The 14532-nt window shown below is 67.7% G+C and carries 16 protein-coding genes; 11 read left to right on the top strand and 5 right to left on the bottom strand.

The window, feature by feature from the left end:
* Window positions 1-63 precede the first annotated feature (63 nt).
* The 5 genes from gshA (at window position 64) to ptsP (ending at window position 5354) form a co-directional block, all read left to right on the top strand.
* The gene (gene gshA, locus HWX39_RS26415) at window positions 64-1353 is read left to right on the top strand and encodes a glutamate--cysteine ligase (RefSeq protein ID WP_011353295.1); all 1290 of its coding nucleotides are present in this window, start codon (window positions 64-66) and stop codon (window positions 1351-1353) included.
* Between the two features lie 26 nt (window positions 1354-1379).
* Window positions 1380-2336, top strand: a complete 957-nt coding sequence (gene gshB, locus HWX39_RS26410) for a glutathione synthase (protein WP_175951450.1) — start codon at window positions 1380-1382, stop codon at window positions 2334-2336.
* A 230-nt stretch (window positions 2337-2566) separates the two neighbouring features.
* Entirely contained in the window at window positions 2567-3037 is a 471-nt protein-coding gene (locus tag HWX39_RS26405; RefSeq protein WP_011353293.1) for a PTS fructose transporter subunit IIA, read from the top strand.
* Between the two features lie 73 nt (window positions 3038-3110).
* Complete coding sequence (locus HWX39_RS26400) at window positions 3111-3380, top strand: HPr family phosphocarrier protein (protein ID WP_006477716.1); 270 nt, start codon at window positions 3111-3113, stop codon at window positions 3378-3380.
* Between the two features lie 201 nt (window positions 3381-3581).
* Window positions 3582-5354, top strand: coding sequence for a phosphoenolpyruvate--protein phosphotransferase (gene ptsP / locus HWX39_RS26395; protein WP_175970707.1), 1773 nt, complete (start codon window positions 3582-3584; stop codon window positions 5352-5354).
* A 73-nt stretch (window positions 5355-5427) separates the two neighbouring features.
* On the opposite strand, the gene HWX39_RS26390 is transcribed toward ptsP, so the two are convergent.
* The 3 genes from HWX39_RS26390 to gpmA form a co-directional block, all read right to left on the bottom strand.
* Entirely contained in the window at window positions 5428-6180 is a 753-nt protein-coding gene (locus HWX39_RS26390) for a HesA/MoeB/ThiF family protein (protein ID WP_175970706.1), read from the bottom strand.
* 105 nt (window positions 6181-6285) lie between these two features.
* Window positions 6286-7836, bottom strand: a complete 1551-nt coding sequence (locus tag HWX39_RS26385; protein ID WP_175970705.1) for a S41 family peptidase — start codon at window positions 7834-7836, stop codon at window positions 6286-6288.
* A gap of 276 nt (window positions 7837-8112) precedes the next feature.
* Window positions 8113-8859 (bottom strand): 2,3-diphosphoglycerate-dependent phosphoglycerate mutase, encoded by a 747-nt coding sequence (gpmA, locus tag HWX39_RS26380; RefSeq protein ID WP_021164239.1) that lies wholly within the window; start codon window positions 8857-8859, stop codon window positions 8113-8115.
* 135 nt (window positions 8860-8994) lie between these two features.
* On the opposite strand from gpmA, the gene HWX39_RS26375 reads away from it, so the two are divergent.
* From HWX39_RS26375 to HWX39_RS26355, 5 genes are all read left to right on the top strand, one after another.
* The gene (locus tag HWX39_RS26375) at window positions 8995-9417 is read left to right on the top strand and encodes a rhodanese-like domain-containing protein (RefSeq protein WP_011353287.1); all 423 of its coding nucleotides are present in this window, start codon (window positions 8995-8997) and stop codon (window positions 9415-9417) included.
* Window positions 9414-9674, top strand: a complete 261-nt coding sequence (gene grxC, locus HWX39_RS26370) for a glutaredoxin 3 (RefSeq protein ID WP_039346228.1) — start codon at window positions 9414-9416, stop codon at window positions 9672-9674. Before HWX39_RS26375 ends, grxC begins: the two co-directional genes overlap by 4 nt.
* A gap of 107 nt (window positions 9675-9781) precedes the next feature.
* On the top strand, window positions 9782-10264 hold the full coding sequence (gene secB, locus HWX39_RS26365) for a protein-export chaperone SecB (RefSeq protein WP_011353285.1): 483 nt from the start codon (window positions 9782-9784) through the stop codon (window positions 10262-10264).
* A gap of 28 nt (window positions 10265-10292) precedes the next feature.
* Entirely contained in the window at window positions 10293-11291 is a 999-nt protein-coding gene (locus HWX39_RS26360; RefSeq protein WP_011353284.1) for an NAD(P)H-dependent glycerol-3-phosphate dehydrogenase, read from the top strand.
* A gap of 95 nt (window positions 11292-11386) precedes the next feature.
* Window positions 11387-11911 carry an O-acetyl-ADP-ribose deacetylase gene (locus tag HWX39_RS26355; protein ID WP_175970704.1) on the top strand — a complete coding sequence of 175 codons (525 nt, stop codon included), beginning with the start codon at window positions 11387-11389 and terminating at the stop codon, window positions 11909-11911.
* 34 nt (window positions 11912-11945) lie between these two features.
* On the opposite strand, the gene trmL is transcribed toward HWX39_RS26355, so the two are convergent.
* Together trmL and HWX39_RS26345 are read right to left on the bottom strand one after the other, a co-directional pair.
* Window positions 11946-12416 carry a tRNA (uridine(34)/cytosine(34)/5-carboxymethylaminomethyluridine(34)-2'-O)-methyltransferase TrmL gene (gene trmL / locus HWX39_RS26350; protein ID WP_089431718.1) on the bottom strand — a complete coding sequence of 157 codons (471 nt, stop codon included), beginning with the start codon at window positions 12414-12416 and terminating at the stop codon, window positions 11946-11948.
* Between the two features lie 105 nt (window positions 12417-12521).
* Complete coding sequence (locus HWX39_RS26345) at window positions 12522-13325, bottom strand: phosphoribosyltransferase family protein (RefSeq protein WP_175970703.1); 804 nt, start codon at window positions 13323-13325, stop codon at window positions 12522-12524.
* 81 nt (window positions 13326-13406) lie between these two features.
* Between HWX39_RS26345 and HWX39_RS26340 the strand changes: the two genes are divergently transcribed.
* On the top strand, window positions 13407-14372 hold the full coding sequence (locus HWX39_RS26340; RefSeq protein WP_175970702.1) for a methyltransferase domain-containing protein: 966 nt from the start codon (window positions 13407-13409) through the stop codon (window positions 14370-14372).
* Window positions 14373-14532: the final 160 nt, after the last annotated feature.

Raw genomic sequence — 14532 nt, 5'->3', positions numbered from 1 at the left:
ACAATCCCCAAATGGGCAGGGCAATTGCTCTACAATCTTCATTCTCCCGCTCGCGAGTGATTCATGGTTCCCCACCTCGTTACCGCGTTGAACGGTCCGCTGCTCGAACTCGAGCAGAAGATCCTCGACGCGACGCCTGCGATCGAACGCTGGTTCAGGCTCGAATGGCAGGAACATACCCCGCCGTTCTATTGTTCGGTGGACCTGCGCAATGCCGGCTTCAAGCTGGCGCCCGTCGACGCGAACCTGTTTCCCGGCGCGTTCAACAATCTGCCGTCCGAAGTGCTGCCGCTCGCCGTGCAGGCCGCGATGGCCGCAATCGAGAAGATCTGCCCGGATGCGAAGAACCTGCTCGTGATTCCCGAGCTGCCGACCCGCAACGCGTTCTACCTCGAAAACGTCGCACGTCTTGCGACGATCATGCGCCAGGCCGGCCTGAACGTGCGCTTCGGCTCGCTCGACCCGAGCATCACCGACATGACGCCGATCACGCTGGCCGACGGCCAGAAGATCGTGCTCGAACCGCTCGAGCGTTCGCAGCGCCGCCTCGGCTTGAAGAATTTCGACCCGTGCTCGATCCTGCTGAACAACGACTTGTCGGCCGGCATCCCGGCCGTGCTGGAAAACCTGCACGAGCAATACCTGCTGCCGCCGCTGCACGCGGGCTGGGCCGTGCGCCGCAAGTCGACGCACTTCTCGTGCTACGACGACGTCGCGAAGAAGTTCGCGAAGATGGTCGGCGTCGATCCGTGGATGGTGAATCCGTATTTCGCGCACGTGGAAGGCGTCGACTGGCAGGCGCATGAAGGCGAGCAGGCGCTCGCCGACGCGATCGACGGCGTGCTGAAGAAGATCGCGCGCAAGTACCGTGAATACGGGATCAGCGAGAAGCCGTACGTGGTCGTGAAGGCCGACGCGGGCACGGCGGGGCGCGGCGTGATGACCGTGCACGACGCGGCCGAGATCGGCCGCATGTCGAAGGCCGAGCGCGCGCAGATGGCCGAGTCGAAGGCCGGCCTCGCGGTGCGCGACGTGATCGTGCAGGAAGGCGTGTATACGTTCGAGCGCGTCGGCGACGAAGTCGCGGAGCCCGTCGTGTACATGATCGACCGCTACGTGGTCGGCGGCTTCTACCGCACGCACGCCGGCCGCGAACGCGACCAGAACCTGAACGCGCCCGGCATGCACTACGTACCGCTCGGCTTCGAGCACACCGCGCTGCCGGATGCGGGTGCGAAGCCGGGTGCCGCGCCGCCGAACCGTTTCTACATGTACGGCGTCGTCGCGCGGCTGTCGCTGATCGCGTCGTCGATCGAACTGGAAAAGACCGACCCCGAAGCCATCCAGGTGTAACGGACCTTCGCCAAGTACAGGATCTCATGGACATTCTCTTTATCGCCGACCCGCTCGAGCGCTTCAAGATCTACAAGGATTCGACCTACGCGATGATGGCCGAGGCGGCGCGGCGCGGGCATGCAGTCTATGCGTGTCAGCCGCATCAGCTCGCGTGGACGGGTTCGGGCGTCGAGGCGGACGTGCAGCGCGTGACGATCGTCGGCGACACGGCCGATCTGCACCGCCATCCGTGGTACGAGGCGGCCGCTCACGAATCCCGTGCGCTGACGTCGTTCGGTGCTGTGCTGATGCGCAAGGATCCGCCGTTCGACATGGAATACGTGACGGCCACGTGGATGCTCGAGCTCGCCGAGCGTGCGGGCGCGCACGTGTTCAACAAGCCGCAGTCGATCCGCGATCACTCGGAAAAGCTCGCGATCGGCGAGTTTCCGCAATTCGTCGCGCCGACGCTCGTCACGCGCGATGCGGCCCGCCTGCGTGCCTTCCACGCCGAGCATGGCGACGTGATCGTCAAGCCGCTCGACGGGATGGGCGGGATGGGCGTGTTCCGCGTAAAGGCCGACGGGATGAATCTCGGCGCGATCATCGAGATGCTCGGCCACGACGGCACGCGCTCGCTGATGATCCAGAAGTTCATTCCGGAGATCAAGGCGGGCGACAAGCGCATCCTGCTGATCGCGGGCGAGCCGGTGCCGTATTCGCTCGCCCGGATTCCGCAGGGCAGCGAGGTGCGTGGCAATCTCGCGGCGGGCGGGCTCGGTGTCGCGCAGCCGCTGACCGCGCGCGATCGCGAGATCGCCGAAACGCTTGGGCCCGTGCTCGCGGCACGCGGGCTGCTGCTGGTCGGCCTCGATGCGATCGGCGACTGGCTGACCGAGGTGAACGTCACGAGTCCGACGTGCTTCCGCGAGATCATGGAGCAGACGGGCTTCGACGTCGCCGCGATGTTCATCGACGCGCTGGAGCGTGCGGCCGCGTAGGCCGTCTCCCGTGCAACCCCGGCGGCGGCCGCGCAGGTCCCCCGTCGCCGGAGCGGTTCGACCGGCCTGCTACAATGCCCGCTTGTCCGGTGCCGCGATCGCGCACCAAAGGCCCGGCGGTCGGGCCGAAACTGTTGCAAGGCTGAACATGGAACGTTTCCCACACTCGCTACGCTCATTGCCCCGCCGCGGGGTGTCGGCCCGCCAGGGGCGGCCGGGAGCGATCTGACATGGCCGGGATCCTGATCATCGCGCATGCCCCGCTCGCCACCGCGCTGCGGGACTGTATCGCGCACATCTATGGCGGCGTGCCCGCCCGCATCGGCTGCATCGACGTGACGGCGGACAGCGATCCGACCCAGGTGATGGCGTTCGCGCACGCGGAACTCGCACGGCTCAAGGAAGAGAACGGCGTGGTCGTGCTGACCGACATGTACGGCGCGACGCCTGCGAACATCGCGGGCCAGCTCGCCAAGATCGACAACGTGCGTGTGCTCGCGGGCGTGAACCTGCCGATGCTCGTGCGGGCCGTCTGCTACCGCACCGTGCCGCTCGACAAGCTGGTCGACAAGGCGCTGTCCGGCGGCGCGAAGGGCGTCCACGAGGTGTCGGCCGGTACGCCGCCGCCGCCGACGGAAACCGGCTGCGGCCAGTGCGCGCCGATTCCGCCGGAACCGCAGCCGCGCACCGAATCGCACTGATTTCCCGTTTTCCGTTTTAGACAGCCCCGCCGACGCGCCCCGCCGGCGGCCCCGACCGACCCGACCGAGAATCATGCTTCAACAAGAAACCACCATCGTCAACAAATTGGGGCTCCATGCGCGCGCATCGGCCAAGCTTACGCAACTGGCCGGCAACTTCCAGTCGGAAGTCTGGATGACACGCAACGGGCGCAAGATCAATGCGAAGAGCATCATGGGCGTGATGATGCTGGCGGCGGGCATCGGCAGCACGGTGACGATCGAGACCGAGGGGCCGGACGAGCGGGAAGCGATGGACGCGCTGCTGAAGCTGATCGCCGACAAGTTCGGCGAAGGCCAGTGACCGCCGCGCGGGATCTTTGCCGTTTCCAGTCAGAATGCCGCGGATTCCGCGGCATTTTTTTCGTCGGAAGCATTGATGCGGAATGCGCAATGCTGCGGTGCATGCAGTCAGCGGGGAGCCGCGGAATTTATAATCGCTAACCGGGGTCATAAGCGCATCGCAGCAGTGTGCCGCGGCTTTACTTGTACAGAGGAGGTGCGCGTGTCCTTCACGCTGCATGGCATTCCCGTCTCACGTGGTATCGCGATCGGGCGAGCGTACCTGATCGCGCCGGCGGCGCTCGACGTCGCCCATTACCTGATCGAGGCAAACCAGATCGATGCGGAGGTCGAGCGCTTCCGCACGGCGCTCGATGTCGTGCATCACGAACTCGAAGCGCTGCGCGCCGACCTGACCGACGACACCCCGAGCGAAGTCGGCGCATTCATCGACGTGCACGCGATGATCCTGAGCGACGAGATGCTCGTGCAGGAAACCATCGACCTGATCCGCACGCGTCGCTACAACGTCGAGTGGGCGCTGACCGAGCAGCTCGAGCTGCTCACGCGCCACTTCGACGACATCGAGGACGAATACCTGCGCGAGCGCAAGGCCGACATCGAGCAGGTGGTCGAGCGCGTGCTGAAGGCGCTCGCCGGTGCGCCGTCCGCGTCGCAGGCACTGGACCGTGCGGCCAAGAACGGCACGAACGAGATGATCGTCGTCGCGCACGACATCGCGCCGGCCGACATGATGCAGTTCAAGTCGCAGTCGTTCCAGGCGTTCGTCACCGACCTCGGCGGGCGCACGTCGCACACGGCGATCGTCGCGCGCAGCCTCGGCATCCCGGCGGCGGTCGGCGTGCAGCATGCGAGCGCATTGATCCGCCAGGACGACCTGATCATCGTCGACGGCGACCAGGGCATCGTGATCGTCGATCCGGCACCGATCGTCCTCGAGGAATATTCGTACCGGCAGTCCGAGAAGCTGCTGGAGCAACGCAAGCTGCAGCGTCTGAAGTTCTCGCCGACGCAAACGCTGTGCGGCACCAAGATCGATCTGTACGCGAACATCGAGCTGCCCGACGACGCGAAGGCGGCCGTCGAGGCCGGCGCGGTCGGCGTCGGGCTGTTCCGTTCCGAGTTCCTGTTCATGCATCAGAAGGAGATGCCGGAAGAGGAGGAGCAGTTCGCCGCGTACAAGCGGGCCGTCGAGTGGATGAAGGGCATGCCGGTGACGATCCGCACGATCGACGTCGGTGCGGACAAGCCGCTCGAGGCGCTCGACGAAGGCTACGAGACGGCGCCGAACCCTGCGCTCGGCCTGCGTGCGATCCGCTGGAGCCTGTCCGAGCCGCAGATGTTCCTCACGCAGTTGCGCGCGATCCTGCGCGCGTCCGCGTTCGGCCAGGTGAAGATCCTGATCCCGATGCTCGCGCACGCGCAGGAGATCGACCAGACGCTCGACCTGATCCGCGAGGCGAAGCGTCAGCTCGACGACGCGGGGCTCGCGTACGATCCGAACGTGCGGATCGGCGCGATGATCGAGATTCCGGCCGCGGCGATCGCGCTGCCGCTGTTCCTGAAGCGGTTCGATTTCCTGTCGATCGGCACGAACGACCTGATCCAGTACACGCTCGCGATCGACCGCGCGGACAACGCGGTCGCCCACCTGTACGACCCGCTGCATCCGGCCGTGCTGCACCTGATCTCCTATACGCTGCGCGAAGCGAAGCGCGCGGGCGTGTCGGTGTCGGTATGCGGGGAGATGGCCGGCGATCCGGCGCTCACGCGCCTGTTGCTCGGGATGGGGCTCACCGAGTTCTCGATGCACCCGAGCCAGCTGCTCGTCGTGAAGCAGGAGATCCTGCGCGCGCACCTGAAGGCGCTCGAAAAGCCGACGGCCGACGTGCTCGCCGCGTTCGAGCCTGAGGAAGTGCAGGCCGCGTTGCAGCGCCTGTCGGTCGCGGAGCCGCGTGCGGACGCGGCTGCTTGACGCACGGGCGCGTCGCCGCTCAAACCTTGGCGAAGTGTCACCCATGCGCCGAAAGGCGCATGCCCGTCGCGCGTCAGTGCCGGCCCCCGCACACGGGGCAGTCGGCCTGGCGCGCGATTTTCATCGTCGTCCATTCCATCCGCAGCGAATCGAGCATCATCAGCCGCCCGTTGAGCGTCTTGCCGATTTCGCCGATCACGCGCAGCGCCTCGGCGGCCTGCATCGCGCCGATGATCCCGACCGTCGGCGCGAACACGCCCATCGTCGCGCATGCGACTTCCTCGAACGGCTGGTCTTCCGGGAACACGCACGCATAGCAGGGCGCGGCCGGGTCGCGGAAATCGAACGTGCTGATCTGGCCGTCGAAGCGCAGCGCGGCGCCGGATACGAGCGGCACGCCGTGCGCGACGCACGCGCGATTGATCGCGTGCCGCGTCGCGAAGTTGTCGGTGCAGTCGAGCACGACGGTCGCGCGCGGCACGTGCGCGTCGAGCCACGCGTCGTCGACACGCTCAGCGACCGCGTGCACCTTCACCTCGGGGTTCAACCGCGCGAGCGCGTCGCGCCCCGATTCGACCTTGTGGCGGCCGACCGATGCCGTCACGTGCAGGATCTGCCGCTGCAGGTTCGTGAGGTCGACCGTATCGGCGTCGACGAGCGTGATCGTGCCGACGCCCGATGCCGCGAGGTACATCGCGGCGGGTGAGCCGAGGCCGCCCGCGCCGATGACGATCGCATGCGCATCGAGAAAGCGCTGCTGCGCCTCGATGCCGATTTCGTCGACGAGGATGTGACGGGAGTAGCGAAGGAGTTGATCGTCGTTCATGGGAAGTCGTGGGCGAGGCGGGCGTTCGTGTCGTTATTTTAGGCGCGCATGAAAAACGGGCCATCGCGGTCTTCCCGCGATGGCCCGTCGGATGCCGGCCGGCGCTTACTGCGGTGCCGACGCGGGCTTCGGTGCGGCTGCCGGCTTCGCGCCGGCGCCCGATGCCTTCGAGGCCGCCGCAGCCTTGCCGGCCGGGCTCTTCGTCGTGCTCTCGGCGAGCAGCGACTTCGATTCCTGGACCGGCTTGCCTTCGAGCTTGTTGAGCGCCTGCTGCATCATGAAGTCGTCGGCGCTGCCGAACTCGATCGGCTTGCGATCGCGATCCTTCTGGCGCTGCTCCGGCGTCTTCTTGTCGTTCTGCTCTTCGAGAATGCGCAGCTGATCCATCCGGCGCTGCTCGCGGTCTTCCTGTTCCTTCTTCTCGTTCGGATCCTGCGTGTTCGCAAGGTGGTTCGAGTAGTCGACCTCGCGCGTCACGAGCACGTCGTCCGGATCGCCGTCCGCGTACTGATCGACCGGCACGTCCGGCGTGATGCCCTTGTTCTGGATCGAACGGCCGCTCGGCGTGTAGTAGTACGCGGTGGTCAGGCGCAGCGCGGTGTCGGCCGTCATCGGGCGGACCGTCTGCACCGAACCCTTGCCGAACGTCGTCTTGCCCATGATCTGCGCGCGCTTCGAATCCTGCAGCGCGCCGGCGACGATTTCCGACGCGGACGCGGAATAGGCGTTCGTCAGCACGATCATCGGCACGGTCTTGAAGACCGGCGGCAGGTTCTTCAGCGGATCGCCGTCGAAGGACGGCAGGCGATAGTTGTCGTACGTATCGCGGTAGACCTGCTTCGAATCGGCGATCTGGCCGTTGGTCGACACGACGACGGAGTCGGGCGGCAGGAACGCGCCGGCCACGCCGACCGCGCTCTGCAGCAGGCCGCCGCCGTTGTTGCGCAGGTCGAGGACGAGGCCCTTCAGGTTCGGCTGCTGGCGTGCGATGTCCTGCAGCTTCGCGGCGAGATCGGGTGTCGTGCGCTCCTGGAAGCTCGTGATGCGGACATACGCATAGCCCGGATCGAGGATCTTCATCTTCACGCTCTGGACCTTGATGATCGCGCGCGTAACCGTGACCGGGAACGTGCGGTCGTCGCTCTTGCGGAAGATCGTCAGCGTGACCTTGGTGCCCGGCTCGCCGCGCATCTGCTTCACGGCCTTGTCGAGCGTCATGCCGCGCACCGGCTTGTCGTTGATGCGGGTGATCAGGTCGCCCGGACGGATGCCGGCGCGGAACGCGGGCGTATCTTCGATCGGCGAGATCACCTTGACGAGGCCGTCTTCCTGCGAGATCTCGATGCCGAGACCCGCGAAGCGGCCCTTCGTCTGCTCCTGCAACTCGTCATAGTCGGTCTTGTCGAGGAACGACGAGTGCGGGTCGAGGCTCGACACCATGCCCTTGATCGCGGCCGTCAGCAGCTTCTTGTCGTCGACCGGTTCGACGTACTCGCGCTTGATCTGTCCGAAGACTTCCGCGAACAGGCGGAGCTGGTCGAGGGGAAGCGGCGCCGTGGCGGTCTGCTCGGCCGATGCGGAAACCTGCAGCGTGGCGAACACGCCCGTGGCGAGGCCCGCGGCAATCAGGCCGATGTTCTTCAATTTCATTCGCATAGAGATCTGGTGCGGTCGGGAAGCGCGTGGCGGTAGCGGGGATGTAGCGGACAAGTATAACTGTTCGTCCGATGACTCAGTGGAACGGCGCGAAAAGCGTCGAAAAGGGCCCGGAACCGGCCCGGCGGGGCACTGCCGGGCGCGCTGCGGGTTCGAAAGCGGATTCGACAGCGCCGGAGCCGCGAAGGTTCGCGCGGTGTGCCGGACAACGGGCGGGGCTCGGGCCGGGCGAACCGCACCGGACGCATCCCGCCCGGCTCGCCCGGCCGACGGGCGTCAGCCCGCCTTGCCCTGCTTCGCGACGGCGGCTTGCGCCTGCGCGATCGCGTCCTGGTCGCCGAGGTAATAGTGCTTGATCGGCTTCAGGTTTTCGTCGAGTTCATACACGAGCGGCACGCCGTTCGGGATGTTCAGGCCGACGATGTCGCTGTCCGAGATGCCGTCGAGGTACTTGATGAGCGCGCGCAGCGAGTTGCCGTGTGCGGCGATCAGCACCTGCTTGCCGGCGCGGACCGCCGGGGCGATCGACTCGTTCCACAGCGGCAGCACGCGCGCGACCGTGTCCTTCAGGCACTCGGTGAGCGGCAACTGCTCGCGCGGCACCTTCGCGTAGCGCGGGTCGTTGAACGGCGCGCGTTCGTCGGTCGGCTCGAGCGCGGGCGGCGGCGTGTCGTAGCTGCGGCGCCACACGAGGACCTGGTCGTCACCGAACTTCGCGGCCGTTTCGGCCTTGTTCAGACCCGACAGCGCGCCGTAGTGGCGCTCGTTCAGGCGCCACGAGTGGACGACCGGCAGGTACATGAGGTCCATCCGGTCCTGTACGTGCCACAGCGTGCGGATCGCGCGCTTGAGCACCGACGTGTACGCGATGTCGAACGTGTAGCCGGCCTCCTTGAGCAATTCGCCGGCCTGGTAGGCCTCGTTGCGACCCTGCTCGGTCAGGTCGACGTCGACCCAGCCGGTGAAGCGGTTTTCCTTGTTCCACGTCGATTCGCCGTGGCGGATGAGAACGAGTTTGTACATGGATCTTGCGGTCGGTAGTGAAGGAAGCTGTGGCGCGTCGCGCAGGACCCGACCCGGGCCCGCCATCGCGCAAGACGGTTATTTTATAATGGCGGGATTGTCCTCATCCGATTTCTCTTTTTCCGGCGGAATTCCGTGACGTTCTTTACCGATTACACCAACCTGGCCCTTATCGCGATCCTGGTGGTATCCGGCGGCCTGCTGGCCTGGCCCGCGCTGCGCCGCGGCCGCGGCGGCCTGTCGGCCGCAGAGGCGACGCAACTCATCAACCGCCGCAACGCGGTCGTGATCGACGTGCGCGCCGCGTCCGATTTCGCTGCCGGCCACCTGCCGTCGGCACGTCAGGTCGCGGCGGGCGAGATCGGCACGAAGATCGCGCAGGTCGCGAAGAACAAGAGCACGCCGGTGTTGCTCGTCTGCCAGAACGGCCAGCAGTCGCAGAAGGCGGCGCGCGAGGTCGAGGCGGCGGGCTACGCCGAGGTGCACGTGCTCGAGGGCGGCGTGGCCGCCTGGCAGCAGGCCGGGATGCCGGTCGTCAAACAAGGAGTGGCGAAGTGAACAAGGTTTTGATGTACAGCACGCAGGTGTGTCCGTATTGCATCCAGGCCGAGCGCCTGCTGAAGCTGCGCGGTGTCGAGCAGATCGAGAAGGTGCTGATCGACCGCGATCCCGCGCGCCGCGACGAAATGATGACGCGCACGGGGCGCCGCACGGTGCCGCAGATCTATATCGGCGACACGCACGTCGGCGGTTACGACGATCTGTCGAAGCTTGACCGCGAAGGCGGGCTCGTCCCGCTTCTGCAAGCGGCCTGATTAGGGCAGAATGGCCGCCGGCCGCGCCGCGGCTTGGGCGCGCAGGATTCATCCGTGGCGGCCGGCGAGAAGCCGGGCCGCTCCGTCACCACTTTTAGGGAAACACCATGTCCGACGTCGAAAACCAACCGTTCTTCAACATCCAGCGCGTCTACCTGAAGGATATGTCGCTCGAGCAGCCGAATTCGCCGGCGATCTTCCTCGAGCAGGACATGCCGTCGGTTGAAGTCGAAGTCGACGTCAAGGCCGACCGCCTCGCGGAAAGCGTGTTCGAAGTCGTCGTGTCGGGTACCGTCACCGCGAAGGTGAAGGACAAGGTCGCGTTCCTGATCGAAGCGAAGCAGGCCGGCATTTTCGACATCCGCAACATTCCGGACGAACAGCTCGACCCGCTCGTCGGCATCGCATGCCCGACGATCCTGTTCCCGTACCTGCGTTCGAACATCGCCGACGCGATCACGCGCGCGGGCTTCCCGCCGATCCACCTGGCGGAAATCAACTTCCAGGCGCTGTACGAGCAGCGCCTCGCGCAGCTTCAGCAGCAGGCCGGCGCCGCAGCGGGCGCGCCGAACGGCACGACGCTGAACTGACGTTTCACTCGGAGGACCGGTGCTGGGTATGAAAGTAGCCGTTCTCGGCGCCGGTGCCTGGGGCACCGCGCTCGCGGGCCATCTGGCCGCGCGGCACGATACGCTTCTGTGGGCGCGCGACGCCGCGCTCATCGCCGGGCTGCAGGCCCGGCACGAAAATTCCCGCTATCTGGACGGCATCGCGCTGCCTGACGCATTGCGCTACGACGCCGATCTCGGCGCCGCGCTCGCCCATGGCGCCGCGGACGACGCACTGTGCGTGATCGCCGCGCCCGTGGCCGGGCTGCGCACGCTGTGTCACGCGATGCGCGATGCAGGCTGCGTGCCCGCGCACGTCGTCTGGGTCTGCAAGGGCTTCGAGGCCGACACGCATCTGCTGCCGCATCAGGTGATCGCGGCCGAACTGCCCGAACAGCACAGCAACGGCGTGCTGTCGGGGCCGAGCTTCGCCCGGGAAGTCGGGCAGTCGCTGCCCGTCGCGCTGACGGTGGCGAGTACGTCGGCCGAATGCCGCGAGCGCACGCTCGCCGCGTTCCATCACGGCGCGATGCGGATTTATACGGGCGACGACGTGGTCGGCGTCGAGGTCGGCGGCGCGGTGAAGAACGTGCTCGCGATCGCGACCGGCATCGCCGACGGCCTCGGTCTCGGGCTGAACGCGCGCGCCGCGCTGATCACGCGCGGCCTTGCCGAAATGTCGCGTCTCGGCGTCGCGCTCGGCGGCCGGGCGGAAACCTTCACGGGCCTCACGGGCCTCGGCGACCTGATCCTCACCGCAACGGGCGACCTGTCGCGCAACCGCACGGTCGGCCTGCAGCTGGCGGCCGGCCGCACGCTGAACGACATCCTCGGCGCGCTCGGCCACGTGGCCGAAGGCGTGCGCTGCGCGCAGGCCGTGCTGGCCATCGCGCGCGCGCAGTCGATCGAAATGCCGATCACCGAAGCCGTGTGCGGCGTGCTGTTCGACGGCATCGCGCCGCGCGACGCCGTCAGCGGCCTGCTGCGGCGCGACGCGCGCGCCGAGTAGGGCGCCCCGGCGCCGCCTAGCGCCGTGTTCGCTTCGGGCGCGCGGCGTCAAAGCGCGCTACGCTTGAACAGTCTCCGGCGTTCCGGGAGGTTGTCATGCTGCAGATCCATTCCACCACGCTCGATGCGCAGGTCGTCGACATCACGACGCTCGATGTCGACGCGATCGTCAACGCCGCGAACGGTTCGCTGCTCGGCGGCGGTGGCGTCGATGGCGCGATCCACCGCGCGGCCGGCCCCAGCCTGCTTGCCGAATGCCGCACGCTCGGCGGCTGCGAGACGGGCGACGCCAAGCTCACGCGCGGCCATGGGCTGCCGGCGCGCTACGTGATCCATGCGGTCGGGCCGGTGTGGCACGGCGGCGGGAGCGGCGAGGCCGACCTGCTCGCGTCGTGCTACCGGCGCGCGATCGAGCTGGCCGAGGAGGTCGCGGCGACGTCGATCGCGTTCCCGGCGATCAGTTGCGGCATCTATCGCTATCCGGCTGAAGAAGCCGTCGAGATTGCGGTCGGCACCGTCGCCGAAATGCTGCCGCAGGCGCCGAACCTCGCACGCGTGGTGTTCGCGTGCTTTTCTCCCGACATCTACGACCTGTATCGCGCGCGACTCGCGCGGACGTGACGCGTCCCGCGGAGCGGGATGCGGCGCGCAAGCGTCATGCGCCGCCTTCGAAGCCGGCCTGGCGCCACGCTTCGAACACGACCACCGCGACCGTGTTCGACAGGTTCAGGCTGCGGTTGTCCGGCCGCATCGGCAGGCGCACGCGCTGTTCGTTCGGGAAGCGCTCGAGCAGCTCGGCGGGCAGGCCGCGCGTTTCCGAGCCGAACACGAACCAGTCGCCGGGCAGGAACGCATGATCGTGGAAGCGGCCCGAGCCGCGGGTCGTGAACGCGAACATCCGCGCAGGGTCGGGCGTTTCCGTCGCGACGAACGCATCCCAGTCGCGGTGCACGCGCATCTGCGCATACTCGTGATAGTCGAGGCCCGCGCGGCGCATCCGCGCGTCGTCGAGCGGGAAGCCGAGCGGCTCGATCAGGTGCAGGCGCGCGCCCGTGTTGGCGCACAGGCGGATCACGTTGCCGGTGTTCGGCGGAATTTCGGGGGCGACGAGGACGACGTTGAACATGTTTCGGTCTGGCTGGGCCGGCCGGGGCGGCGCAATGTGCGCGTTCCCGACCGGCCGGTTCGTGGCGGCCGCCGCCGTGTTCGGGTGGCTGGCCTCTCTAACTAATTAATCCCTGGCGGTGCGCAGCGCAACCAGATTCGTCACGCGCGCGGCGCCCGCCGCTTTCAGCGCGTGCGCGGCGGCCGCGAGCGTCGCGCCGGACGTCATCACGTCGTCGACGAGCGCGACGTGGCGGCCGGCGACGCCACCCGCCACCGCGAATGCGGCCATCACGTTGTCGCGCCGTGCGTGCCGGTCGAGCCGCGACTGCGGCGCGGTGTCGGCGACCCGCGCGAGCAGCGTCGCATCCGCGCGCACGCCGAGCCGCCGCGCGAGCGGGCGCGCGATGGCCCATGCCTGGTTGTAGCCACGCGCGACGAGCCGCCGGTGCGACAGCGGCACGGGCGCCACCAGGTCGAAGCCGCCGGCGCCGGGCGTATCGTCGATCAACCGCGCGAGGCGTGCCGCGAATTCGGCGCCGAGCGCGAGTTGCCGGTGAAACTTCAGGCCGCGCGCGAGTCCGTCGAGCGGCGCGCGGTAATCCGCCAGCGCGAGCGTTGCATCGAACGGCGGCGCCGCCGCACGGCACGCATCACACCGGTATGCGGCCGCGCGGCCGGCGCCGGCGCGAGCGCCGCGGGGCGGGGCCGAACGCGGTGGCCCGATGCCCAGCGGCAGCGCACAGACGTCGCAGCGCAGCCGGGCTTCGTTCCAGTACGCGGCGTCGCAGGCGCCGCACATCACAGCGTGTGACAAATTGCCGCACAGTGCGCAGCGATTCGGCAGCGCGACCGCGGCGACGCGCGCGCCCAGCGCGCGAACCTGCGACAAAGCGACGCGCATCGTGCGTCGGGCGGAACTGCGGATCATCGCAACACTCCTGACACCCCGCCTCAATGAAGCCTGCGGGGCGAGCGAGTATACTTCGGGCTCTTCGCCAGTGTGCCCGACATGTCCCCAGCTTCGACTTCAACCGGCCGTCCGGCCAATGACGCAAGGCGCCTTCGGCGGATCTTCGATCGCCGTGCCGCCACGTTCGATGCGGTCGCGTTCCTGCCGCGCGAGATCGCGCAGCGCATGAACGAGCGCCTCGAATACATCAAGGTGAGCCCCGCAGCCGTGCTGGACGCGGGCTGTGGCCCGGGCGACGATCTGCCGGCGCTGCGCGCACGCTTTCCGGAGGCGCCCGTATTCGGCGTCGACCTGTCCGGTGCGATGCTCGCGCGAGCCGGTCAGCGCGAGGTCGAGCAGACGAGCTGGCGCCGCTGGCTGCCGGCCTCGCTCGGCCGCGCACTGGGCCAGCGCGGCCCGCGCGTCGCGCAGGCCGATTTCGCCGCGCTGCCGTTCCCCGGCGGCGCGTTCGACCTGATCTGGTCGAATCTCGCTCTCCACTGGCATTCGCGCCCGGACGCGGTGCTGCCCGAATGGCAGCGCGTGCTGCGCGTGAACGGGCTGCTGATGTTCAGCACGCTCGGCCCCGATACCCTGCGTGAACTGCGCGCGGCCTGCGCGGACGCCGAAGCGGCGCTCGGCATCGCGTCGCCCGCCGCGCGCGTGATCGATTTCGTCGACATGCACGACCTCGGCGACATGCTCGTCGAGAGCGGCTTCGAGATTCCCGTGATGGATCAGGAGGTGCTGACCGTCACCTACAAATCCCCCGACTCCCTGCTGGCCGACGTGCGCCGCTGGGGCGCCTATCCGTTCGAGCGCGAGGCGCCGCAACGTGCGACGCGGCGCTTTCGCGCGGCGCTCGGCGACGCGCTGGAGGCCCGCCGGCGCGCGGACGGCACGATTCCGCTGACGTTCGAAGTGATCTACGGCCACGCATGGAAGGCCGTACCGCGCACGACCGCCGAAGGGCACGGGATCGTGCGCATCGAGGACATCGGAAAGGGGCGTCCGAAGAATCGGTAAAGCGGTAAAGAGGGGTTTTGTTATGTCTGAAATTAGCGGCGCAAAGCAGGGTCTAATTGGCGCCTGAAATGGCCGGAAAGCTTGTCGCGCTTGGCTCGCGGGCCGATAGTCGCTTGCTTGTGGATGCCATTGAACCCGCCTATAATGCGTCAGCTTGTCG

The organism is Burkholderia sp. BCC0322, from assembly GCF_902833045.1.
Classification (GTDB): domain Bacteria; phylum Pseudomonadota; class Gammaproteobacteria; order Burkholderiales; family Burkholderiaceae; genus Burkholderia.
This window is presented reverse-complemented; position numbering and strand designations above follow the sequence as displayed.

What these genes read in the sequence shown, in the direction of transcription:
- trmL (WP_089431718.1), bottom strand. Translation starts at nt 12,416, where the DNA reads ATGTTCAACGTCGTCCTCGTCGCCCCCGAAATTCCGCCGAACACCGGC.
- HWX39_RS26385 (WP_175970705.1), bottom strand. Translation starts at nt 7,836, where the DNA reads ATGCGAATGAAATTGAAGAACATCGGCCTGATTGCCGCGGGCCTCGCC.
- gshB (WP_175951450.1), top strand. Translation starts at nt 1,380, where the DNA reads ATGGACATTCTCTTTATCGCCGACCCGCTCGAGCGCTTCAAGATCTAC.
- HWX39_RS26345 (WP_175970703.1), bottom strand. Translation starts at nt 13,325, where the DNA reads ATGATCCGCAGTTCCGCCCGACGCACGATGCGCGTCGCTTTGTCGCAG.
- HWX39_RS26405 (WP_011353293.1), top strand. Translation starts at nt 2,567, where the DNA reads ATGGCCGGGATCCTGATCATCGCGCATGCCCCGCTCGCCACCGCGCTG.
- HWX39_RS26390 (WP_175970706.1), bottom strand. Translation starts at nt 6,180, where the DNA reads ATGAACGACGATCAACTCCTTCGCTACTCCCGTCACATCCTCGTCGAC.
- HWX39_RS26400 (WP_006477716.1), top strand. Translation starts at nt 3,111, where the DNA reads ATGCTTCAACAAGAAACCACCATCGTCAACAAATTGGGGCTCCATGCG.
- HWX39_RS26340 (WP_175970702.1), top strand. Translation starts at nt 13,407, where the DNA reads ATGTCCCCAGCTTCGACTTCAACCGGCCGTCCGGCCAATGACGCAAGG.
- HWX39_RS26355 (WP_175970704.1), top strand. Translation starts at nt 11,387, where the DNA reads ATGCTGCAGATCCATTCCACCACGCTCGATGCGCAGGTCGTCGACATC.
- gpmA (WP_021164239.1), bottom strand. Translation starts at nt 8,859, where the DNA reads ATGTACAAACTCGTTCTCATCCGCCACGGCGAATCGACGTGGAACAAG.
- gshA (WP_011353295.1), top strand. Translation starts at nt 64, where the DNA reads ATGGTTCCCCACCTCGTTACCGCGTTGAACGGTCCGCTGCTCGAACTC.
- HWX39_RS26360 (WP_011353284.1), top strand. Translation starts at nt 10,293, where the DNA reads ATGAAAGTAGCCGTTCTCGGCGCCGGTGCCTGGGGCACCGCGCTCGCG.
- secB (WP_011353285.1), top strand. Translation starts at nt 9,782, where the DNA reads ATGTCCGACGTCGAAAACCAACCGTTCTTCAACATCCAGCGCGTCTAC.